Source organism: Alicyclobacillus kakegawensis NBRC 103104, assembly GCF_001552655.1.
Taxonomy (GTDB): Bacteria; Bacillota; Bacilli; order Alicyclobacillales; family Alicyclobacillaceae; genus Alicyclobacillus_G; species Alicyclobacillus_G kakegawensis.
In genome coordinates, this window is sequence record NZ_BCRP01000027.1 from 1 (window position 1) to 21,141 (window position 21,141).

The 21,141-nt window shown below is 57.8% G+C and carries 19 protein-coding genes and 1 CRISPR repeat array; of the genes, 5 read left to right on the forward strand and 14 right to left on the reverse strand.

All coding sequences use genetic code 11. From position 1 onward, the window contains the following. Nucleotides 1-209: 209 nt before the first annotated feature. Together AK2_RS14395 and AK2_RS14400 are read right to left on the reverse strand one after the other, a co-directional pair. The gene (locus AK2_RS14395; RefSeq protein ID WP_067936011.1) at nt 210-1,382 is read right to left on the reverse strand and encodes a helix-turn-helix transcriptional regulator; all 1,173 of its coding nucleotides are present in this window, start codon (nt 1,380-1,382) and stop codon (nt 210-212) included. Between the two features lie 363 nt (nt 1,383-1,745). Then, a complete protein-coding gene (locus tag AK2_RS14400) occupies nt 1,746-3,416 on the reverse strand; it encodes an ABC transporter substrate-binding protein (protein ID WP_067936014.1) in 1,671 nt (556 codons plus the stop codon). 327 nt (nt 3,417-3,743) lie between these two features. Between AK2_RS14400 and AK2_RS14405 the strand changes: the two genes are divergently transcribed. The 3 genes from AK2_RS14405 to AK2_RS14415 are packed head-to-tail and all read left to right on the forward strand — an operon-like array spanning nt 3,744 to nt 4,710. Next, nucleotides 3,744-4,229, forward strand: coding sequence for a hypothetical protein (locus AK2_RS14405; RefSeq protein WP_067936017.1), 486 nt, complete (start codon nt 3,744-3,746; stop codon nt 4,227-4,229). Between the two features lie 12 nt (nt 4,230-4,241). Beyond that, the gene (locus tag AK2_RS14410) at nt 4,242-4,433 is read left to right on the forward strand and encodes a hypothetical protein (RefSeq protein ID WP_067936020.1); all 192 of its coding nucleotides are present in this window, start codon (nt 4,242-4,244) and stop codon (nt 4,431-4,433) included. Nucleotides 4,434-4,461: 28 nt separating this feature from the next. Continuing rightward, nucleotides 4,462-4,710 (forward strand): heavy-metal-associated domain-containing protein, encoded by a 249-nt coding sequence (locus AK2_RS14415; RefSeq protein ID WP_369406153.1) that lies wholly within the window; start codon nt 4,462-4,464, stop codon nt 4,708-4,710. A gap of 15 nt (nt 4,711-4,725) precedes the next feature. On the opposite strand, the gene AK2_RS14420 is transcribed toward AK2_RS14415, so the two are convergent. The 5 genes from AK2_RS14420 to AK2_RS14440 form a co-directional block, all read right to left on the reverse strand. Beyond that, on the reverse strand, nt 4,726-6,522 hold the full coding sequence (locus AK2_RS14420; RefSeq protein ID WP_067936022.1) for a PHP domain-containing protein: 1,797 nt from the start codon (nt 6,520-6,522) through the stop codon (nt 4,726-4,728). Nucleotides 6,523-6,615: 93 nt separating this feature from the next. Continuing rightward, complete coding sequence (locus AK2_RS14425) at nt 6,616-7,209, reverse strand: hypothetical protein (RefSeq protein WP_067936025.1); 594 nt, start codon at nt 7,207-7,209, stop codon at nt 6,616-6,618. 28 nt (nt 7,210-7,237) lie between these two features. Beyond that, on the reverse strand, nt 7,238-8,266 hold the full coding sequence (locus AK2_RS14430) for a zinc-dependent alcohol dehydrogenase family protein (RefSeq protein ID WP_067936028.1): 1,029 nt from the start codon (nt 8,264-8,266) through the stop codon (nt 7,238-7,240). Between the two features lie 31 nt (nt 8,267-8,297). Continuing rightward, a complete protein-coding gene (locus tag AK2_RS14435) occupies nt 8,298-8,507 on the reverse strand; it encodes a hypothetical protein (protein WP_067936032.1) in 210 nt (69 codons plus the stop codon). A gap of 148 nt (nt 8,508-8,655) precedes the next feature. After that, nucleotides 8,656-9,420 (reverse strand): GntR family transcriptional regulator, encoded by a 765-nt coding sequence (locus tag AK2_RS14440; protein WP_067936034.1) that lies wholly within the window; start codon nt 9,418-9,420, stop codon nt 8,656-8,658. Between the two features lie 141 nt (nt 9,421-9,561). Between AK2_RS14440 and AK2_RS14445 the strand changes: the two genes are divergently transcribed. Continuing rightward, entirely contained in the window at nt 9,562-10,404 is an 843-nt protein-coding gene (locus AK2_RS14445; protein ID WP_067936038.1) for an SPFH domain-containing protein, read from the forward strand. Nucleotides 10,405-10,416: 12 nt separating this feature from the next. After that, nucleotides 10,417-10,620: a type II toxin-antitoxin system antitoxin gene (locus AK2_RS14450; RefSeq protein WP_067936041.1), complete on the forward strand. Its 204-nt coding sequence runs from the start codon at nt 10,417-10,419 to the stop codon at nt 10,618-10,620. Between the two features lie 93 nt (nt 10,621-10,713). Here the strand turns inward: AK2_RS14450 and AK2_RS14455 are convergent, their stop codons facing one another. From AK2_RS14455 to cas12b, 7 genes are all read right to left on the reverse strand, one after another. Continuing rightward, complete coding sequence (locus AK2_RS14455) at nt 10,714-11,850, reverse strand: ABC transporter permease subunit (protein WP_067936044.1); 1,137 nt, start codon at nt 11,848-11,850, stop codon at nt 10,714-10,716. After that, on the reverse strand, nt 11,822-12,721 hold the full coding sequence (locus tag AK2_RS14460) for an ABC transporter ATP-binding protein (RefSeq protein WP_067936047.1): 900 nt from the start codon (nt 12,719-12,721) through the stop codon (nt 11,822-11,824). The genes AK2_RS14455 and AK2_RS14460 overlap by 29 nt, the downstream gene beginning before the upstream one ends. Continuing rightward, nucleotides 12,705-13,529: a hypothetical protein gene (locus AK2_RS14465; protein WP_067936050.1), complete on the reverse strand. Its 825-nt coding sequence runs from the start codon at nt 13,527-13,529 to the stop codon at nt 12,705-12,707. Before AK2_RS14465 ends, AK2_RS14460 begins: the two co-directional genes overlap by 17 nt. Continuing rightward, a complete protein-coding gene (locus AK2_RS14470) occupies nt 13,504-14,076 on the reverse strand; it encodes an RNA polymerase sigma factor (protein ID WP_169794804.1) in 573 nt (190 codons plus the stop codon). Before AK2_RS14470 ends, AK2_RS14465 begins: the two co-directional genes overlap by 26 nt. Before the next feature lie 146 nt (nt 14,077-14,222). Next, a CRISPR array of direct repeats spans nt 14,223-15,045; the repeat unit is 36 nt; unit sequence GTGCCACTTCTCAGACCGCTCGCTCAGCGATCCGTT. Between the two features lie 406 nt (nt 15,046-15,451). Then, complete coding sequence (gene cas2 / locus AK2_RS14475) at nt 15,452-15,745, reverse strand: CRISPR-associated endonuclease Cas2 (protein ID WP_067936060.1); 294 nt, start codon at nt 15,743-15,745, stop codon at nt 15,452-15,454. A 5-nt stretch (nt 15,746-15,750) separates the two neighbouring features. Continuing rightward, nucleotides 15,751-17,454, reverse strand: a complete 1,704-nt coding sequence (locus tag AK2_RS14480) for a CRISPR-associated endonuclease Cas4/Cas1 (RefSeq protein WP_067936063.1) — start codon at nt 17,452-17,454, stop codon at nt 15,751-15,753. A 109-nt stretch (nt 17,455-17,563) separates the two neighbouring features. Then, nucleotides 17,564-21,007 carry a type V CRISPR-associated protein Cas12b gene (gene cas12b / locus AK2_RS14485; RefSeq protein ID WP_067936067.1) on the reverse strand — a complete coding sequence of 1,148 codons (3,444 nt, stop codon included), beginning with the start codon at nt 21,005-21,007 and terminating at the stop codon, nt 17,564-17,566. Between the last annotated feature and the right edge of the window lie 134 nt (nt 21,008-21,141).

Below are 21,141 nucleotides of genomic sequence, written 5' to 3' on the forward strand. Positions count from 1 at the left end.
CTCACCGCGCCGGCCGTGCCCCAAAGGGCGGAGGGACTTCGCCCACGCTGGATTACGCCCGCGGTTTCAAGTGCATGAAGTCGATTTCCTGCCAGGCCCAGGCAGGGGGGGCATACGGATGACTCTCGTCCGGCCAACTCGTGTACTTGCTGGCACCGTCATGGAGGCGCTTGCTCACAGAGACCGAAAGCCTTGAGACGGCAAACCGGTCAAACACCGCCCCGCTCGCGGTACTCCTTGGGGGTGACGCCAACGTGCCGCTTGAACAGCTTGTTGAAATACGTGGCGTCCGCGTACCCGACCCTCGTTCCCACCTCGTACACCTTCAGACTCAAATCGTTCAGCAGCAGGTCCTTCGCCTTGGCCAGACGCGTCCGAATGATGTATTCATGCACCGTCATCCCTGTCTCCTGCTTGAACCGCTTGCTCAGGTGCCCCGCGCTCAGGTAGACCCGCGCCGCCAAGTTCTCCAGTTCCAACTCCGACGCGTACTCCGCCTCTATCCACTCCATCACCCGCAGCACCTGAACACTTCGTCCCATAGCCGTCGCGTCCCGCGGCGTCTCCAACAACCCGCTCACAATCTCTTTCAACCGCGCCTTCAACGCCTCCAGCTTGCAACACTCCGCCGCTATCCATTCCTGCCAGTCCTCCGGGCGTCGCCACATCCGCGACGTGCCCCCACGCGGCCAGCGCGCGTGCGCCTGCACCAGCACCACCGCCTGCGCACAGTACACCGCCACCTCCCGCAGCGACCAGTGCTCCTGCCGCATCACCGCGAACGCTTCGTCCAGAACCGACATCACCGCACTCACACTGCCTTCCGGCCACACCTGCAGCAGCTTGTCCAGAGCCCCCGCGCAGTTCCCTGAGCCGCGAAACACTCGCGGCTCAGCCACGCTCACGCCCCGGCGTTCCAGCACGTTCTGGTTCAGACACCATAACGCCTGCTCCAGCGCCAAAAGCCACTCCTCCCAACGGGCCAATGGCAGCGGCCCGCACAATCCGGCCAACACGTTGCCATCACAGCACTCGCGCAGCCGCTTTTCGATCACTTGGCGCAGCGGCTCCATGGATGCAGCCGACAGGGTCAACACAAAGCTGCGGCTGCCTTGCCACAGTACGTGCAGCACCTCCGTGCGCGCCGTTTGCAGGGTGTTCAAAAATGGATAGATGGGAAACGGCTGCTGACTGCGCACCGCCAGCACGGCCACGTCCGCCAACGGATTCACCTTGCCAAGCGCTTCCGCCACCGCATAAAGGTCAATCTGCCATGGCTCGGAAAACAGAACATCCTTGCGGCTCATAAACGGCACCGTTTGCCTTGTATCGTCCATCCCGTTGCCATCCCATACCGGCAGTTGCCGGGCGGAGACCGCCATATCACCACTTCCTTTGATTTGCGGGAGAAGGCGTCCGAATCCCAGCCTCCTGGACACACGCAACCGATGTCATCACGCCGAACCGAGTGGTTAGGCGTTGTTTGGCAAACGTGGTGAAAGCGATTGCTCGGGTGCATTCTTGGAGACATTATAATACAGTCTTTTGGATCAAATGAGACGTTAATAGTAGATTTATAGTCTTTTTATATTATGATTTGCCAAACACAATAACAATGAGCTAACGGGTGTCTTGACACGCAAACAGGGACACACCAGAGAAGCGGGCAACCCAGCCAATAGGACCGTCCGGAACCCCGGCAACACCAGCTCGCCAGCGCTCCGGACCAAGGGTGCGGGATGTTCTTAGGAACGAGGTTTGAGGTGCATCAGGACAATTTCTGGAGCCGGCCAGGCCCAGGCGGCCGGGGTCGCGTACGGATTGGACGCGGTCGGCCAGCCGGTGTAGTCACTGTCGTTGTACTCGTAGAGAGCTGGCCCCTCAAACAGGATAATGGTCGGCACCTTCTCCGCGATGATGCGTTCCACCTTGTACAGCGCCTGTTTCTGCGCCGCCTCATCCGTGGTGCTGGCGAACTGACGCAGCGCTTGGTCGGTCGCTGGATCGCTCCAGCCGCCGTAGTTGTTGACCGCCCCCGTGGCAAACGAGGATTTGTAGATGTAATACGGGTTGGGCCCATTTCCAGTGGAAACCAGCGCGAGGTCAAACTTGTGATTCTGCAGGGCCGACATGTAGCCGCCGTATTGTTGCTGCTGCACCTGCAGTTGAATCCCAATCTTGCGCAGGTCCTGCATCAGGAGCTGCGAGTCGGCAATCCAGTCCGTCCAGCCGGACACAACCAGCAGCGAGAAAGACAGGGGTTTCCCGTCCGGCGACTCAAAGATGCCGGCCTTGTTTTTCTTGAACCCGGCCCGCTCCAACAGCTTCACGGCTTTTTGCGGATCATAGGTGAACTGCTTGTCCTGATTCGGCAGATGCGGATCCAACCATGACTTCATCGTCGGCATCAACACGCCCGTCGGGTTGGCCGGCGGATACAACCCGTATTCACCCTTTTGAATCAGCTCGTTGCGGTTGATGGCCATGCTGATGGCCTTGCGCACAGTGAGGTTGTTGAGCAACGGGTTTTTCAAGTTCGGCACCAGCTGCACATCGTTGTTGGGCGCGCTCCAATACTTGTTGTGCGGGCTCTTGGACGTGTAGACCTTGTCGATGTTGGCAAAGAAGCAGCTGGCCCAGGTGACCTGGCCGTTCGCCAAAGCCAGGTTCAGGCTGTCGTTGCTGCTGTAGGCCGGGAACTCAATCTCCGGCACCTTTGGCTTGCCGAGATAGTAATTCGGATTTGCCTTGAGCGTGTACGATTGCGAAGAGAACGACGATAGCACATACGGCCCCGTGCCGACCGGGTTCGGGTTGTTATCCTTCTTTGGGTCTTTGATGTTCTTCCAAATGTGTTCAGGTACAATCGGCGTCTCGAGAATGTACAGCGCAAACGGCACGTCCACGCGCTTGAAGTCGAAGATGACCTTGTCATCCCCCTGCGCCTTGACGTTTTTTAGCTCCTGCCAGACACCGCTGGTGTCCAACGCCGGGTTGTTTTTTATCAGGTTGAACGTGTACACCACGTCGCTGGCGCTGAACTTTTGCCCATCACTCCACTTCACGCCCGAGCGCAGTGTGACCGTCAATGTTTTATTACCGTGGCTCCACTGTGTGCTCTTGCCCAGCAGCGGATAACGCTGCGGCCCGACCCGGTTATAGTAGAACATCGGTTCATAAATCAACCCTATCGTTCCCCCGTTGCAGGCCGAGCTCTGAAATGGGTTGAAATTGCGCTGGAAACTGCCGTACGGAGAAGGCACCATGACCATCGTTGCGGCTTTGCCGCCGCTGGCCGCGGTGCTTTGGCCAGACCCAGAGCCGCCTTGATTTCCGCTCGATGCGCACCCTGCAAGCGCTAACATAATTCCGGCAACGGTGCCCAACGCGACCCCAAATTTCCAATTCCGTTGCATCTTCGGAACCCCCTCAACCAAACAAAATTCTTTATACGCCTAACAAGCCGGGCGTCCACTGCCCGCCATTATACGCACCCTGTGGCGGCAAGACGAGGTTCTTAACCACTGTTTCTGGTCTTTGTCAACCAAACATCGCGAAACTCTCTCGATTTTTCCACAATTGTTGAGCCCCCAATCCTCGGTGTGGGCGAAAGGCATGCCGCGCCTGTCCGCGCACAGAGACCGTCCACACCACCGAAATGACGACAGCATAATCTGTTTGAACCAAGATAAACATCCAAGGAATTCTCAGTCGGGGCTGGCCAGGAGGATGGTGGATGCCAGATGCAGCCGAAGCACCGCCGCGCCGCTGGCAAACGCGCCGTCGTGACAGGCATTTTGCGCGCCATCGATCTATGGACGGCCATCTTGCTGCTCACGGGCCAGGTGACCACCTCGGGTGTGTATCTGTCCTCGGGGGCGATATGGCTTAGCCTCTCTGGACCTATGCTCGGCGGGACTCGGCAACAATCCAACGCGACCGCAGGCGGACAGATACTCGATGCCATTGACATCATCATCGCGCTGCTGTTGGTGATTGGACAAATCACCAATACCGGCCCCTGGATCTCATCTGGCTGCTTTAGTCTGGTGCTCAGCGGCCCGGCCTTTGGCAACCCTAACGTGCCCGTGGCCGCCAGCCCGAACGAGACCAGTGCGCGCGCCCGTGAATTCTTCGCCGATTTCGGCCGCGCCCTTATACAACGGGAGTTCCTAAACAACGGGCCGCCTTCCAACCTAGCGGCGGCACCCAGAAGCGGCTTCGAATGAGGGGGGATCAACATGTTTCTGCACAAGGTACCCGCCATCCGCGTGCCACAACCGGTCATCTACGCGGCTGCCATATTTTTGGGCACCTTTTACTTTTGGTTCACCCGGCCGGCGGAAGAATCGAGAGCAAGGCCCCGCCGCCGCTTACGCCGGAGATTTGAGGCTGGACAGGCGGTCCCTGGCGACAAGGCCGGCCACGCTTGACGCCGGATACCGTATGGGGGTATGCTGGATGGCGAGTGGAACCGAAATTCACTCAGAGGAGATGACGACGATGGCGACGGCCACCATCATGGTCAAAGGCATGACCTGCAGCGGCTGTGTCCACGCAGTCACGCGCGCCCTGCAGGCGATTGACGGCGTGCAAAAGGCAGACGTGGACCTCGCCGGCGAGCGTGCCACCGTCACCTACGATGCAAACCAGATCAGCGTCGAGACGTTGAAACAGGCGATTGAAGAGGTCGGTTACGACACTTTATGAAGCGCCAAGCGGCGCCTACAGGTGCCGCTTGGTCCGCAGGCGCTCCATCAATTCCTCGTACGGCAGAGTGTTGAGCACATCCTCCCTGTACAACCACCCGCGGCGGGCCATGCGGACGCCATACTCCATGTGGTTGAACTCCGGTTCATGGTGCGCGTCTGTATTGATGGGCACCTTCATGCCCTGCGATTTGGCCTCCCGCAGCAGGTCCTCCGCGATGTCCAGGCGATTGGGATTGGCGTTTAGTTCAAACATCACACCGAGTTCCACAGCCCGCTGCAAAAGACGGCCCGTGTCCAGGTCACAGGCGGATCGACGGCCCAAGAGACGACCCGTCAGGTGGCCAATCACGTGCACGGCCGGGTGTTCTATCGCCGCCAGCACGCGTTCGGTCAACTGGGCACGGGGTTGGTGCAGGGCACTGTGCACCGACGCGATGACCAGGTCCAGCTCCATCAACACACCGTCGGGCAGGTCGAGACGCCCATCGGGCAGAATGTCCACCTCGATGCCGTGCAGGATTTTGATCCGGCTGCGCGCGCGCACCTGGGCGATTTCCCGCGCCTGCTGGCGCACGCGCTCCGGCGTCAGTCCGCCGGCGATGGTCAGCGACCGGGAGTGGTCTGTGATGGCCACGTACTCGTACCCGCGCGCCTCGGCTGCTTCCACGACCTGCGAAATGGACAGCAACCCGTCGCTCCAGTTGGTGTGCACGTGCAAATCGCCACGGATGTCCGTCTGTTGAATGAGGCGCCCGACGTCGCACAAAACGCCCCGCCCTTCGCGCACCTCGGGCGGGTAAAAGGGCAGCCCGGCCAGTCGGTACAGGTCAGCCTCGTCGCGGACGGTGAGCACTTTCCCCCCGCGCACGAGCCTGTCGTCGGCGGTCCACTCGACTCCGTTTTCCGCCAACAGCGCGGCCACCACCTGCTGATGCGTGGAGTCGCCGGTGGTGCGCATCCACACCTGGGGGAAGCGTGTTGCGTCGGCGGCGTACAGACGCACGCGCGCACTCTCGCCTGCCCAGGGGAGTGCGACCTCCAACCGGTGGAGATGGTCTTGAGATGCCACCGTGACGGATGGCGTATCTTGATTTCGATCCGGTCCGTCGTCGGCGGGGCCTTGCCGCACCGGGCCGCCCCCATCCGACCGGGACACAAGCTCACCCATGGACTGCGCCCACTGGGTCAGCCACCGTGTGTCGGTACATGCCACCACCAGGTCGACGGTCGGCATCATGCTCGCCAGTCGGCGCGCAGCGCCCGTCACAGCAGCCCGCTGGACGCACGGACAGGCTTCCAGTTGTTGCACGAGCTGACACGCCAGCGGCCACGCCGCAGCGATGGGAGTGGAGAGCTTGCGCTCCAGCAGCACGTCCAACTCTCTTCTCAGACGCGCCAAGCGACTGACGCCCAGTCCCGGCACCTCGCGCAGGGCACCGGATGCCAGCGCTTGCTTCAACTCCATCGGAGAACAGATCCCCATATCGTGCACGAGTCGGCGCGCCGTCTTCGGCCCAATGCCGGGCAGACGTAGCAGCTCCGCAGCGTCGACCGGCGTTGTGATGCGCATCCGACCGAGCAGCCCGCTCATGCCATGCTCCTGAAGCTCACGTATCATCGCCAAGGTCTCCCGCCCGACCCCGCGTATGCTGCCGGGCGGAAGCGCCAGAATTTCCTCTATCGCCAACGGAGATTCAAGAATCGCCTCGGCGGCGCGCTCATGCGCGCGAACGCGAAACGGATTGGCGCCCTCGATGGCCCACAGGTCATTGGCCAAGCGCAAGCAGCGGACAATCTCCCGTTTGTTCATCCGGCCTTCATCCTGTCCATGGGCGCATTCCCCCTATGGTTAGGGTACCCCACATCCGGCCGCTAACCGATTTTTGTGCCGCCCAGACCCCAACTATGGCCCAATCGCCGGATGAGGATGAAAACGGCGTAGGGTTGCGACAGCGTACGATTCCACTCGCCGGCCGACCTGGACCCAAAACTCATCTTGACGCGTCCAGAGGCCCTTGTTGATTTGTCCGGACGGATCGCGAACGAGGACGATGGACCCATCGCGCGTATCGTCGACCTCCGTCATCTGCTCTATCCCCCCTGCCGATGGATGCTCAAGCACCACATACGGCCACGGGACGTCATCCACACGCCTGGTGGAGAAAAAGGTCACACCATCCTTGGAAACCAACACCCTGCGGCCATGCGGCAGCTCGGCGCTGTGGCCGGAAGTGCGAAACGCCTCCGTTGTTGCCGCGCCATCCCTCTTCAACTCGCCGTGCAGCCGCAGTTGGCCGACGTCGGCGTCTTTCCACAGGCAGCGATGAGGCACCAAGGTCTCGTACAGCTGTTTGGCCAGGGAGAGCAACTCCGCATCCGTCCTGGGTAGGTCGTGACGGCCGTTGTACCGCTGACGTTCACGCAGCCGCCACAACCCGGCCCTGATGTCGGGGCACGCCGACAGCCGCAGCTTGACCTTGATAGACCTGAGGGCCATCCCCTTACCCCCAGCATCCGGCCCCGCATTACAAGACGATTTGGGCCTTGAGCACGTTCGGGTCTTTCGGCCGAGCCAACAGTGCGGGCACCTCTTCCAAGGCAACCGTGTGCGTGATCAACGGTTTGACCTGGATGCGCCCCTCTTTTACCCAGCGGAACGCCGGGATGAAGGTGTTGTTAATCGCCATGGAGCCGATGATGGTCCAGTCCTTGTTGTACACCCGGAATGGATTCACCTGGATTGCGGAGGTTTGCGGAGCCACCCCAAACTGCAAAAATTTCGCGGTGGGCCCCATGTAGTTGAACTCCTGTTCAATGACTTGCGGAATGCCGGTCACGTCAACCACCACGTCAAAGCCATCCGGATAGGCCTCGGTCAGGATGGCGGGAGCCTCGGACGCCAGCACACCCCGGGTGGCGCCCATGGACAGCGCGAGATCCAACTTCTTCTGGTCCACATCCACCACAACCAATTCCGATGCCCCCGCATGGGCGAGCGCTTGTACAAGTTGCAGCCCCATGGCCCCGGCGCCAAACAACAAAATCCTGTCTCCCACTTGAACCTGAAGCCGGTTCATGCCATGGACGACGCAGGCGACCGGTTCGATGAAGGCGCCTTCCCCGTAGGACATGGTATCCGGGATTTTCACCACGTTCTTCACCGGTACTTTGACGAACTCGGCCATGGCCCCGTCCGTCGTGTTGCCGAGCGCCCCCCAATTCCTGCACTGGTTGAAGCGATTGGTCAAGCACCGATCGCAAGATCCGCAATACAGGGTGGGGTCCACCGTGACTCTGTCGCCCACTGCCAACTCGCTGACCCCATCCCCCAATTCGTGCACGACTCCAGAGAACTCATGCCCCGGGATGATAGGATAAGGAGATAAAAACTCCCCTTCGAAAATGTGATAATCTGTGCCGCAAATTCCACAGGCTTTGACCTGGATGGTCACCTCGCCAGGCCCAGGAACAGGGTACGGGACGGTTTCTACGGAAGCCCGATGAGGCGCGTGAACGACCACAGCCTTCATAGTCGGAGTGATGTTTGAGGCCATTTCCTATTCTCCCCTTGCAATGAAATCGGTGTCATTCCAACCCGGCGCTTCGCTCAGGACGCACCGCACCACTTCGGCGGAGCGGGTTGGTCTCCTTGCCAATCAGACGAACCACCACGGCTACCAACAGCATAGCACCTATCCCATCAAAAATGATGTGATACGCCGATGCATTGGGGAACCCAGCCAACGCCTGCAGCCATTGACCGCCCGTCTTGGCTTTCGACGCGCATTGTACCATAGATATATCTATATTGTCTAGACAATATAGTCTTTCAAAGCTTCACATCCCCCTGGAGCCACATTTGCCGAAGCAGAGTCTGCCGGGAAACAGGAGCGAATACGCATCTATGGCGATCCGGACAGGCTCGACATCGAATCCCCCGTCATCAGGTCCGGACGCGGGCATTGTACTCGGAAGAAAATGTAATCTCAAACTCGTCTGGAGGACAGTAGAGGACAGCGTGTTCAAACCATTTCTCTTGCTCCCCAAAACTCAGCTTCTCCACACGCAGCAACGGATCCCCGGGGCGAATGGAGAGCTTTTGGCAGACCGTGGCATCCGCGGCGGTGGCCCGGACGGAGAACTGCGCCTTCACAGGCCGTGTGTGGAAGTGCTGCTCAAGCACGCGCAGCAGCGAAACCTTGGCCAAATCGGCCGTGGATATTACAGGATAAAACTCGGCTGGGAAATAAGACACCTGGTACACCAGGGGACGGTCGTTCAGGGTACGCAGTCTAACCAGTTCCACGACCTTCTCGTTTTCATCCACAACCCGCAGACTCTTGAGATAGGTCGGCGCATCCACCAACTCTCTCAGCAGGATTATAGAATGCAAAATCTTCCCGGATAGATTGAGGTCCTCGAACAGACTGAGGACCTCGTGCGAGTGAATGCTGTGCCGAATCCGACTCGGAGCCACGAAGGTCCCTCTTCCGCGATAGCGGACGAGAACGCCTTGGCGAATGAGCTCCTGCACGGCCTGCCGTACGGTCATCCGACTGACCTGGAATCGATTCGCCAATTCGATCTCGGTCGGAATTTGCATGCCTTCTCCGCGCGATATGTACTCTTCCAGCAGAATGTTCATGATCTGTTGATACAACGGTGTCGAAGAAGCTCTGTCGAGACGCCTGGCTGTGATTTTGGACACTCCATTCCGTGATCCCGGCTTTCGTAAATCATACCACAACCGGAAACGGCCACATGCATGCAGCTTTGTCTCCATCGGCCCATTGACATCACATATCATGATGATATCATTACGATATAACCTTTCTCAATGGAGGTCCATGTGAAAGAACGAACTGCAGTCGCATTGAACGGATACGTCGCCCTCCTCGTTTTGGCCGTCCTGCTTGTGTTCGGCATCGTGTCGTTGGTAACGGGTCACGTTCCCATCGGTGTCATCCTGCTGCTCATCTTCCTCCTTTTGGCGAGCGGCCTCCTTGTGGTACAGCCCAACGCGGGCTGCGCCATCGTCTTTTTCGGCCGCTATCTCGGCACCGTCAAAGACAGTGGCATTTGGCTGACCATTCCACTGGCGGCACGCCGCACGGTGACCCTGCGTGTGAGAAATTTCAACAGCGACACGTTGAAGGTGAACGACAGTGAAGGGAACCCGGTGGAAATCGCTGCGGTGGTCGTGTACCGAGTGGTAGATTCCGCCAAGGCCCTGTTTGAAGTTGAAGACTATGAACAGTTCGTCGAGATTCAAAGTGAAACGGCGTTGCGGCATGTGGCCAGCCGCTACCCGTACGATTCCATGCACGAGGGCGCCCATTCCCTGCGCGGCAACGGGGAGGAGGTCGCGGCTGAACTGGCCCGCGAACTGCAGGACCGACTGGCCATCGCAGGTGTGCAGGTGATGGAAGCTCGCCTCACCCATCTCGCCTACGCGCCTGAAATTGCCGGCGTCATGCTGCAAAGACAACAGGCGGCCGCCATTGTTTCCGCGCGGGAACGGATCGTCGAGGGAGCCGTGGGCATGGTGCAAATGGCAATTGCCAAGCTGGAGCAAGACGGGTTTATCGAATTGGATGAGGAACGCAAGGCCAATATGATCAACAATTTGATGGTGTCCATCACATCGGAGCGGGCGGCCCAACCCATCATCAACGCGAGCACACTGTACTAGGGATGGCCCTTCATGTCGAAGAAGAAGCAGTTTTTGCTCCGACTGGATCCGGACCTGTACAACATCATCGCGCGCTGGGCCGAAGACGAACTCAGGAGCGTCAATGCGCACATAGAATTCCTTTTGCGCGACGCAGCTCGGTCGCATGGTAGATTGCCCCAGGGGCAGCGGAAGAGCGCACCCGGGAACGGGGCGGACATCGATAGGGAAAGCTGAGCCCGAAAACTGAGCCCCACCTGCGGTAGGGCGGCCTCGGGCGCACGCCCTGTGGATACGCCGGTTTGCAAGACCGCCGCATGCCCCGAGACATTACGCCGATTGATGGCGACAAAAGGATTGGTAGGTCAACAGCACAATCGGCACGCAGATCACAGCCGCCAACAGGAGAACGAGCACCGGGTACAGCACCGGATATCCAAACACATTGTAAGCCTCGAACTTCGCAAACAATCCAGAGACTTGCAGCAGCCCTGTATAGCTAAAGTGAAACACCTTATCGGCCCAGGCGGCCTGTGTGAACTGCCTCAGCAGTTCGGGGAGAACCAAGATCCCCGATGCGAGGAAAAATGTCGTCAGTGAACTCGAGAACAAGGACGACAGCCAAAGGACAAGCAAACCGAACGCCATCCCAGCAAACCATTGGATGCCGGTCGATACAAGAAGGTACTGCCAGACGGACAGGTGAAACGGCGCACTGTATAAAGGAATGCTCTGCAAAGGATAGTCCAATCCTAGCGCACCAAAGAGGAGAAAGTTGGAAAGAACGTTGACCCCGAAGAGGACACCCTGCATCACTGTGATGTACAGCATGGACGCCAGCACCTTGGCCGTGACCAACGCCTCCCTGCCCCGCCTTGCCGGCAAAAGCAACCCTGCCATGCCGGCAGCGTATTCCTTGGAGAAAACCGGTGAGAGCCCGACAAGGATCATGGCGCCGTAGATGACGAATCCATAGGTCTTCACAAAGTCCGCCGCCATGGCGCCACCGCTGGTAACGTTCCCGCCGCCACCGATAAACGGCAGATTTCGATACATGTGGTACTCCAGGTTGTACATCCGATATACAAAGCCCGTGCTTCCTTCTCTCTGCAGCTTGTGGATGGTGTGCTGGAGCATCTGGAGGACCGGTTTCTCTACGCTTCCCGAGGCGGAGTCTAGGATGGCTTGATCGCGTTCAATCTCGTAGGATATATGGTCATGCGCGGCCGTGCCCGGCGGCACCTCCTGTATCTGCTTCTGCAACCGGGCCGCTTCCCGCTTCGCCTTTGCCACCTGTTGGGCGGTGACCGGGGCGTTTTGGTAATAGTCGATGGGGTGATGCGCAGCGACTGTGAAGACCTGCAGGGGCAGATAGACGCCCGCCACCATCACGGCCAGGAACACCCACAGGCTTGCGTGCGAGAACAACTTGTACGCTTCAAACCGTACGATGGAAAGAGACCTCATCGCCAACCGCTCCTTCCCCAAAATAGTAAAGGTACATATCCTCCAGTGTCGGAGCGGCCGGCTTGGCGCCCGGCGCAGGTTGGTTATCGGCCACAACACGCAACTCCACTCCCGTCTCCGTATGGGACACGCTGCGCACCGGAAAGCGCTCCAGATGGAGCGGAGCCTCGGCCTGTGAACAGGTCAACGTCCAAACCTTTCCTCGCATCTGTTTGCGCAGACCTTCCGCTGTGCCCTCGGCCAGCAGACGACCGGCCCGTATCAGGACAATGCGCTGGGACACGAACTCCACATCCGATAGAATATGAGTGGACAGGATGACGATGCGGTCGAGGGCCATCCTGCTGATGAGGTTTCGGAAGCGAATGCGTTCCTGCGGATCGAGCCCCGCCGTCGGCTCGTCGAGGATGAGAATCTGAGGATCATTCAAGAGGGCTTGGGCAATCCCAAGACGCTGCTTCATACCCCCAGAAAACGTCCTTATCTTGCGATGGCGCGCGTCTTGCAAATGAACTGCGTGCAAGGCCTCCTCGATGCGCTCCGCCGCCAACGCCTTGTCCAATCCTTTCAATGCGGAGATGTACAACAAGAAGCGCTCCGCCGTAAAATTTTTATACAGCCCGAAGCTCTGTGGCAAATAGCCCAATATGTCCCGATATCGTTCCCCCATCTGAACGATGTCCTCCCCATCCAGCAGCACGCGCCCGGAGGACGGTTTGAGCATCCCGGCCATGATCCTCATCAACGTGCTTTTGCCGGATCCGTTAGGCCCCAACAGGCTGTGCACTCCTTTACTGAACGTCACGTCGATTTGGGAGAGAGCGGCCTGCCCCCGATACACCTTGGACACGCTGTCAATCTGCAGCTTCAAGCCACACGCCTCCTTGTGCGCTCTGATACAGGCAACGCGTCTGCCAGCCTAACAGCGCGCAGCCCGCGCACGCAAACAATACAAACAGGCTGGCATTCAGGGACAGTAGCCAAGGCAGAAGTTGCTGGTTTGTAAACACGCTGCCAACCACGAACCCCCATGCACACAGGACAACAGGGGCCACCACCCGGCCGCGAAACCTGGCGGTCAAAAACAGCATCAGGCTCGACATCCAGGTGAACGGCACCAGCCAGAAAAACACCACGCGCCACAGATCGCTCCCGGCCGTCCATGAGATTGCCAGAGAGATGAGCGAATCCAGCACGACGTTATAGACGCCGATAACGACCATGCGGGCCATCAACACCTCTGGCCACGACATCTTGCAAGCCAACTCGATTTCAACCATGCCGTTGTCCACTCCCTTACAGAGTTCGACGACACCGAGGATGCAGGGCATGGGAGCCAACAGCAGCACGACTTGATAGGGATTCAACGCGCTGTGTGCGACAGCGAGGTACCCAATTGTGAACAACAAGAGACTCGCCGGCCAAAACCATTGTCCCACGTAAACCGTTTGCACGGACAGCTTCCTCAGCAGCCATACCACCGAAGAACGGCGGCCATGGGAACTCCGTGTTGGCGGGAGCGCCTGAATGGCGCGGTCAATTGTGCTCTGAACGACATCCTCCGGAGGAAATTCAACCGTATAGGAGTCCAATGCCCGAGTTAAAAATTCGAAATCCGCCACGTCGTCATTTTCACGAAATACCCGTTCCCACTCATGAGTAGCCTCTGTGTCCGCCAAAATCCTCACCTCCTGAAAGCTGCTGTCCCAATTTCTTCAGTCCTCGATACAGTCTCGACTTGACTGTGGATTCACTGCAGCCTGCAATCTCGGCTATCTCTCGGATCTTCATGCCCTCAAAGTAGTGCAGCACGATGGTGGCCCGCTGATCCAGCGGCAACTCCATGAGCGCGCTGCGAATGGCCTGACGCTCATCGTTGTACTCCAACAACCGATATACGTTGGCAGACTCATCCGGGACCTGCTCATGGACTCCCATTCCCGCATCGTGGAGAGAACTCTTCGTGCGGCGATAAAAATCGATGCAGTGATGGTACGTAATGGAGGTCAGCCAACTCTTGAACTTTCCCGCAGCCCGGTAACGGCGAATTGACGTGGCAACTTTTACGAAAACCTCTTGTGTGAGGTCGCATGCCGCGTGGTAATCACCCGTTTTTCGGTAGACGATAGCAAACACGAATCTGTAATACCGGCGAATCAACACTTCCAGCGCCGCATTGCTTCCTTGCTGAACCTCCCGGACTAGGTCCTCGTCAGATGAAATCAAAGTGTCCTGCCCCCTCCCTTCGTCTATATCAACGAGAAACAGAGGGAAAAAGTTTACGCCATGCCAAAGATACAATAAAAAACCCCCAGGCAACGAAGCTCCCGTTGCCATGGGGTTTGCAAATTCCCTATTTGCCCTGTGGAGTGGCGCCGCTCATCAGACCGCTCGCTCAGCGATCCGTTCATTCCACATTTTATCGTAATCACGTGTTATAACATGTGCCACTTCTCAGACCGCTCGCTCAGCGATCCGTTGCAGAACACTTTGAACTGGGTTACGCAAACTACGAGGTGCCACTTCTCAGACCGCTCGCTCAGCGATCCGTTGCAAACGTGGGGCGCGTTGCTCGCGGTATAAACCAGTGCCACTTCTCAGACCGCTCGCTCAGCGATCCGTTATAGGTCAAAACCAGCGGTGCGGCCGCAGAGCCAAGTGCCACTTCTCAGACCGCTCGCTCAGCGATCCGTTCAGGATGGATAACGATCAGTTTGAACAGCATCGCGTGCCACTTCTCAGACCGCTCGCTCAGCGATCCGTTCGATAGTTGACGTGGACTTTCTCTCCTCGCTCCTGGGTGCCACTTCTCAGACCGCTCGCTCAGCGATCCGTTCAACACCTAATATGACGGAAATACAAGTATTCATAAGGTGCCACTTCTCAGACCGCTCGCTCAGCGATCCGTTTCACATCACTTCGGGCGCACAAACAACATTTGATGGTGCCACTTCTCAGACCGCTCGCTCAGCGATCCGTTGCTTATTGCGTGCCGTCAAACTCGGGCTATTAGACAAGTGCCACTTCTCAGACCGCTCGCTCAGCGATCCGTTCCACGGTTACGCCAAGTGCATCAGCGAGTTTAACGAGTGCCACTTCTCAGACCGCTCGCTCAGCGATCCGTTATAGGGGAGGAGAAACCTTCCTTGCGGCACCGTAGTGCCACTTCTCAGACCGCTCGCTCAGCGATCCGTTAGCGGACGCTCGCATCGCAGGTGTGCCAATGGCTTTGGGACCTCTGTGCGAGCATTTCGGCCGATCCCCTAAATTCCATACCCAAATCCATCGTAACCCCCCTGCTCTTTCACTCAAAAGCCACGTCGTTATTACGATTCGAGCGCCTCCAGGGGATTTCGTCCCCAGCAGGCGCTCGAAGTCAGATCGCTGAGCGAGCGGTCATCTTGAAGCCAACGGGGTGTTTGCTCTTGGAAAGAGCACATTGGCACTTCCCGTTGTCCTCGCCGTCCTATAGACGACTGTAGAAACTATATCATGATTCTTCTCTATTTTGCAAGCACACGCACCTAAGGATCATTTCTCTGTTGTCGATGCATGCCGCTACATTCACCGCGGCCTCAGGGTATCCGACAATACTCCAAAACTAAAATACGAGACCCTTGAGATCCAAGGGGATCAAGTCCCGACCAATCCAGGCCATATTTCGCTTTACAGCGTTAGCCTGCACACTGCCCAGGCGGGCAAACAGCACCTGATCCTGAGTGTGATGGATGACATCCAACAGCAGTTGCCGCAACTCCACCTCATCCTGCTCAGTGAGCTGGCAGAGGAACACGGAGTACTGCACATGGGTGCCGTAACCACGCATAATTTTGTATACCCGTCGCCAACGCTTAGGGTCACCGATATCGTAGCTCACGAGTACATATCGACGCATGATGCTCACCTCGTGACAATGGGACGGTAGTCTGGCAGCTCACCCATTAAATAGCGAGACAAAAGTCGTGCTTCCAATTCCAACATCCGGCGATAGCTCAACTTGTACCGGAATACAGGATGGGTGACCGTCTCATGCATTCGTCGCTCAAAGGCGAGAAAAAACCGCTTGCGCCCAGCGGGCTTGAGCATGCAAGATTCGGGCCCAAGGTAAAAATCATTCCAGGTGACCTCGCCCGTGTTCAAGGTCCGGATAACCGTAGAATCGGCGACAAGCGCTCGAAACGGCTCCATCATGTCCAACACCAGTGAAGGTCTGCCAGGCTCAACCTGATGATAAAATCCGAACATCGGGTCCAAGCCGACTTGTGCCAGCGCAGCGTACACATCTCTTTCTAGAAGCGAGTATGCCAAGGATAATAAAGCATTGACGGGGTCTTTTGGAGGACGTCGGTTTCGCCCTTGCATTATCGTCTGGCCGGAGGGAGCTTCTCCTACCTTTAGCATCAACGGAAACGATTGCATATACTTTTTCGCCGCCATCCCCTCAATCCCTAGCAGCGATTCGAGTGACGACGCCGAAAGCGCACGGCGAGCGTCGGCTGCCAACTCACGCAATACCGCCTTGTCCAACCCTTGTGCGTTGCGCCGCAAGAGTGTGCGTTGATTGAGGATTTTAGCGTGGACCACCGCACGAGCCAACAAGAGACAAATGGATTCAACGTCAAACTTACGGAATTGCTCACGGCGAATGCTCACATTCTTCCCCATCACCTCATGTACCACGGCGACCAAACGGCCGGAAGAGCTCAAATAACTGATGGAAATACCTAATTTCATGCACTCGTGAATCAACTGCGTCGAGATCTGGACGTTGCCGAACAACGAAATATGGCGCACGTCTTTCAGTGGAATTTCCGTTTGATTGCCATCCGGGTCGGCAAGGATGAGTTCATAGCCGCTCTTGCCGACCCGAGATCCCGGCTCCGATACATAGACAATTCCAAGGTCGTCCCGTCGGGGGACAATATCGCGCACTTTAGGAGGGACAGCATCCGTTTCTTCATCCGCATTGTCGCCGCGATGAGTTAAGAAAAGCGTTTCGTGCGGCAAGCATACCGCGTTCAATGAACAACGAAAACACTTGTCAGACGCCCGCAACGGAGGCGGCATGGGACTGTGTTCCAGCTCGTGGGCACGCGCAATCGCTGCCTTGGTGGCGACGACCAGACTGTCCGAAAAGATAACCCGCACGGTTTTTTTGTTCCCCCGATAATACAGGCGTCCGGCCACCGACGGAAAGCCATTGGTCCTCAACAACAAGCCTTGGGCGCACAGTTGGATCTGGTCATTGGGCCACGCGCCCCCATCCAACTCCCATTCGCCGATGTGAAACGGCCGTCCTTCCCTGGGTGCGCTTGCGTGCTTGGCCTCAACCGGCTCCCATAGCCCCTGCTCACTGAACCGTATCGCGTCGAGCTTGCCAACGATGCCAAGCTGCTCGTCGCCCAAGTACAGACTTTGCGGTGCCCGCGGCCACATGTCGTCGGCGACGTCGGACGGCCGGCGCCGGCGCTCCGCCCTTTCATGCTGCATGGAGCCTTCCACCGTGTCGGCTGACGACTCGAATAAGCCTTGCACATGCATCAAGTGATACAACCGTTCACAATAAGCTAATTCGTTAAGCATGCGGATCGGCACAGGCTGCATGTAAGTCCTCACCCTCTCCAGGCTTCGCAGAAAGCTGGTCTTCTAACTCTATCCATAAGTCTGGCTGTGGGGAATGAGCTTTATACGCCCACGTCCGGCACACCAGCTGTCAATCCAGCGAGCTACCGACGCCGCGAACCCGTATCCTTTCCGCCGTGTGCGATTCAATCCTTTGCTTCACCAACGACCAAAACTCCCTTTGGCGAATCCAGTGGCCCTTGCCGATGTGCCCGGACGGATCGCGAAAGAGGACGACCGACTTGGCGCGCGCCTCGTCCGCCTCCGCAATTAGTTCTAGTTCCTTGTCGGTCAAATCCGTCTGCTTCTCGCTGTGCGGTTTCCCACCTGTTTGACTGCGTTCAAAGAACGTCACGCCATCTTGCGAAACCAACACCTTCTTTCCAAACAGTTGTTTGGCGCGGGCGTTGTTGACCCTTGGTACCAGCACCGTTCCTTCGCCACCCATCTTCACATCGCAGCGCAGACGCAGCTCTGTAATGTCAAAATTCTGCCACAGCCTCCGCTGCAGGTTTTGCGCCGCGTTGATGTCGGCGTGCACCTGCCGAACCCGAGCCGCTTCCTCGCCACACGGAGAAACCAAAAACTCACCCTCTCCGGTCGGAATCACATCGTCAGGCCGCAGGAGGTTTTTATCCAGCCTGTGCTTGTCCAGAAACTCTGTGAGCCAAAGCGGCAGTGAATCATCCACCGTCGCGCCGACAAAACGTGCGGGTACCCGGCGGCAGCGCACTCCAGGGGCGCCTGTGCGGGCATCGAAGCGGGACGAAAAAGCGGCGTACACCGTCCCCACTAACACGTCGTGAACCTGTGCTTGGTTGACCAACTCCTCCAAAATTCCCCGATGCCCCCAAGCCATCAATTTACTGTTCTCGCTCGGCGGACGGTCGTCACTGAACCGGTACGCGCTTAATTCCTCCAAGATAATCAACTGGCACGGCGGATGCTGCGCCGTCCACTGTCCTTCGCGCGGCCCGGAAGCTTCATACACGTAGCCCAGCGCCTCCATCAGGATGCGGTCCGCCAACTTTTTCAGCCGATCCCGCTTGGCATTTTCAATGTGCTGGCGTAAAGCGACTGCGAAATGCGATTCGCGATCCGCCCGCACAACCAGACCGCTGGCCCGCGCAAAGAAGCTCCAGCGCCGCAGAAACTTGTACTGCTGTTCGAGATAATCGATTTGCGCCAGCGAGTTGCCGCCGACTACATCCAGCTGGTACCCCTTGACCTTGACTTTCGCACCGGATTTCACCTGTTTACGCCAATCGCGCACCTGTTTTCCCATGCGACGCCACAAAGCGATTACCGTTCTATCAACGATGCGGCTCCATTCGTCGTCTGGAACCCTACCGCAATACGCCTCCAAGCGAGTTAACTCCAATTCCAACGCCTCCCGCCAGGACGGCGTCAATCGCTTCGTAAACTCACGCCCCTGCTTCGTCAAGCGCTGCCAACTGCGTGTACGAATCCGCTCGTCGGCTGCACCACACCGGACCAGCAACCGTAGCAGGGCCAGTTGAGCGAACAGTGGACGCAAGACAGCCTGCCGTTCCTCACGCAACTTGCGCAGCTGTTTCGTTTCGGTTTCGCCTGGCATTTGAATCAAATGTGAGCGCTCGTGCACCGCCACCAGGTCGTCAGTGCCATGGATGGGATAATAATGAGGGGGACGACCGTCGCCCAGCGCTTCCACCTCTTCCTTCTTTGCCACACGGAACACACTGATGGAAGCGGAGGTGCGCAACCCAAGGTCGACGCTCATTACCCGAAGACCGGAAAGGAGCCCAGGTGCGCCTGGAATCTGTTTATCCGGATGTTCCTCTAGGTAAGCCGACAGTTTGTTGTAATTTACGGTCACACGCCGCTGTTTATCGTCTATCCGAAACAGGGCCGCGTAAGGAGGCCGCCTCTGGCCGCGGACTTCACTGGGGCTCTTCACACGCACACTGATGTTCAGATACACGTCTCCGGCTTGCTTTGCGTCTTCCAACATCTGTGCCGCAGACATCAGCATAGACGGCTGCCTACGCCACGACCGCATCCCTTGCTTATCACGGCGCGCCTTGCGTGCCAAGGTACTGCGTTCATATTGCAGCTTCGCCCCCGCCCATTCTGCCATGAAACCGTCCGGCCGGGCTGTGTCATGAAGGTGTAAGGCAACGCTTGATTTCTCTTCTTCACGCAGGACAAGCTTGTCCAGTTGCCCGGATGGCGCGACTGGCACCACCACCGAGTCCCTCTCCTTCGCACCTTCGCTCTCTACCACCAGCAGCCTCTGAAAACGCACCGCGTGCCGTCCGGGTCCCAGGTGGTCAAAGAGAAATTCATATTTATGCAGATTGCTCCCCTGGCTGCTTTCAAAACGCGTCCAAATTGGATTGACGCAGGCATCCGGCAGCGTGAACGTGGCGAACTGTCTCGCTTTCTCTAAATCCCGCAAGACTCCATTGTACAGGGCGTAGCGCGTCAAAAAGGTCTCGTCGGCGCGCCACAGGGGCTGATACTTCGGTTCCGCCAACTTGGCGAACAGATCATGGGACCCAAAGTCCCGTCTTTTCTCCGCCTGGACCTGTCGAATCACTTCATCATATTGGGAGAACAAAGCTTCCTCTGGAATACTCTTCCATATCTCAAATACCCGATCCGCCCCGCGCAGCGCCCGTCTTGTGATCTGGTGCGCAGTGCCGCGTTTGGCTTCGAAGCCCTGTGAAGCGGCGCGCATGTCCGCCTCCAACGCGCGCGCCAGTTTAACCAGATGAGACTGTTCCGCGAAGTGTTCCTGCTCGAACTTCATCTTCTGTTGGAAAAGACGGGCGTACTCCTCGCCCACGCGGCGGTTCCAAGACTCCCAGGACATCAGGCGCTCGAGGGCCTGCTGGAACATGTCACGGTCCCATGTGCGCACACCTTGGCTTTTGCCGAGCGGCTTCCAATCGACTCCCGACCTGTAGGTCTCCGTGAAGACCGCAAATAGCGGCCTGAGACCCAGGGCGTCCAATGAATTCAGGATTTCTTTAGATGGATCAACCGCCTTGCGTTGCTCGTACTTTTCCCTTGCCGCAACCCAACGAGGATCACCTTGATCGCGCATCTTCTGCCACGCAGGCTTTCGACCGGACTTGGCTTCACCCCGCCCACCTTTGGAGTTCGGATCGACCAGAGGGCTGAGGAAGCTGCTCGCTATCTGCTGGGCGTCCCCCCTCTTGCCGATGGATTGCAGGACCAGAATTTCATAGAGTCTCCTACTGATTGCCAGTAGGTCTGCATCTGTACCGGGCTGGTCCTGGCGGCCATTATGGAGCTGGCGATTGCGCAGCCGCCGCAGCAGCTCGCGTTGGCAATCCTCCGCGGTCATGTAGCACTGCTGACCGCCGTCCGGCCCGCGCGAGTAGAGGATCTCCTGGCGCATCAAGCTCACCCATTCTGTGTAGTATCGAACCCCCGCGTTTGTCGCCCGGTGGAGCTGCCACATGCCAGCCAGGATGTCTGGGCACTCTGACAACCGCAACTTGACCTTAATAGATTTTACAGCCATACCCTTCCCCCCAATGATTCATCTCTCTGCAACTCTCTGGTCACGCTATCAGGCGTGCTTATCCGCAGTATAAGTCTGTAATGCACTATCAGACAATAAATTTCATATATTACGTAAAGAAAACATCCACTATG

Coding starts and splice junctions, on each gene's coding strand:
- AK2_RS14395 (WP_067936011.1), bottom strand. CDS start 1,382: ATGGCGGTCTCCGCCCGGCAACTGCCGGTATGGGATGGCAACGGGATG.
- AK2_RS14400 (WP_067936014.1), bottom strand. CDS start 3,416: ATGCAACGGAATTGGAAATTTGGGGTCGCGTTGGGCACCGTTGCCGGA.
- AK2_RS14405 (WP_067936017.1), top strand. CDS start 3,744: ATGCAGCCGAAGCACCGCCGCGCCGCTGGCAAACGCGCCGTCGTGACA.
- AK2_RS14410 (WP_067936020.1), top strand. CDS start 4,242: ATGTTTCTGCACAAGGTACCCGCCATCCGCGTGCCACAACCGGTCATC.
- AK2_RS14415 (WP_369406153.1), top strand. CDS start 4,462: ATGGCGAGTGGAACCGAAATTCACTCAGAGGAGATGACGACGATGGCG.
- AK2_RS14420 (WP_067936022.1), bottom strand. CDS start 6,522: ATGAACAAACGGGAGATTGTCCGCTGCTTGCGCTTGGCCAATGACCTG.
- AK2_RS14425 (WP_067936025.1), bottom strand. CDS start 7,209: ATGGCCCTCAGGTCTATCAAGGTCAAGCTGCGGCTGTCGGCGTGCCCC.
- AK2_RS14430 (WP_067936028.1), bottom strand. CDS start 8,266: ATGGCCTCAAACATCACTCCGACTATGAAGGCTGTGGTCGTTCACGCG.
- AK2_RS14435 (WP_067936032.1), bottom strand. CDS start 8,507: ATGGTACAATGCGCGTCGAAAGCCAAGACGGGCGGTCAATGGCTGCAG.
- AK2_RS14450 (WP_067936041.1), top strand. CDS start 10,417: ATGTCGAAGAAGAAGCAGTTTTTGCTCCGACTGGATCCGGACCTGTAC.
- AK2_RS14455 (WP_067936044.1), bottom strand. CDS start 11,850: ATGAGGTCTCTTTCCATCGTACGGTTTGAAGCGTACAAGTTGTTCTCG.
- cas2 (WP_067936060.1), bottom strand. CDS start 15,745: ATGCGTCGATATGTACTCGTGAGCTACGATATCGGTGACCCTAAGCGT.
- AK2_RS14480 (WP_067936063.1), bottom strand. CDS start 17,454: ATGCAGCCTGTGCCGATCCGCATGCTTAACGAATTAGCTTATTGTGAA.
- cas12b (WP_067936067.1), bottom strand. CDS start 21,007: ATGGCTGTAAAATCTATTAAGGTCAAGTTGCGGTTGTCAGAGTGCCCA.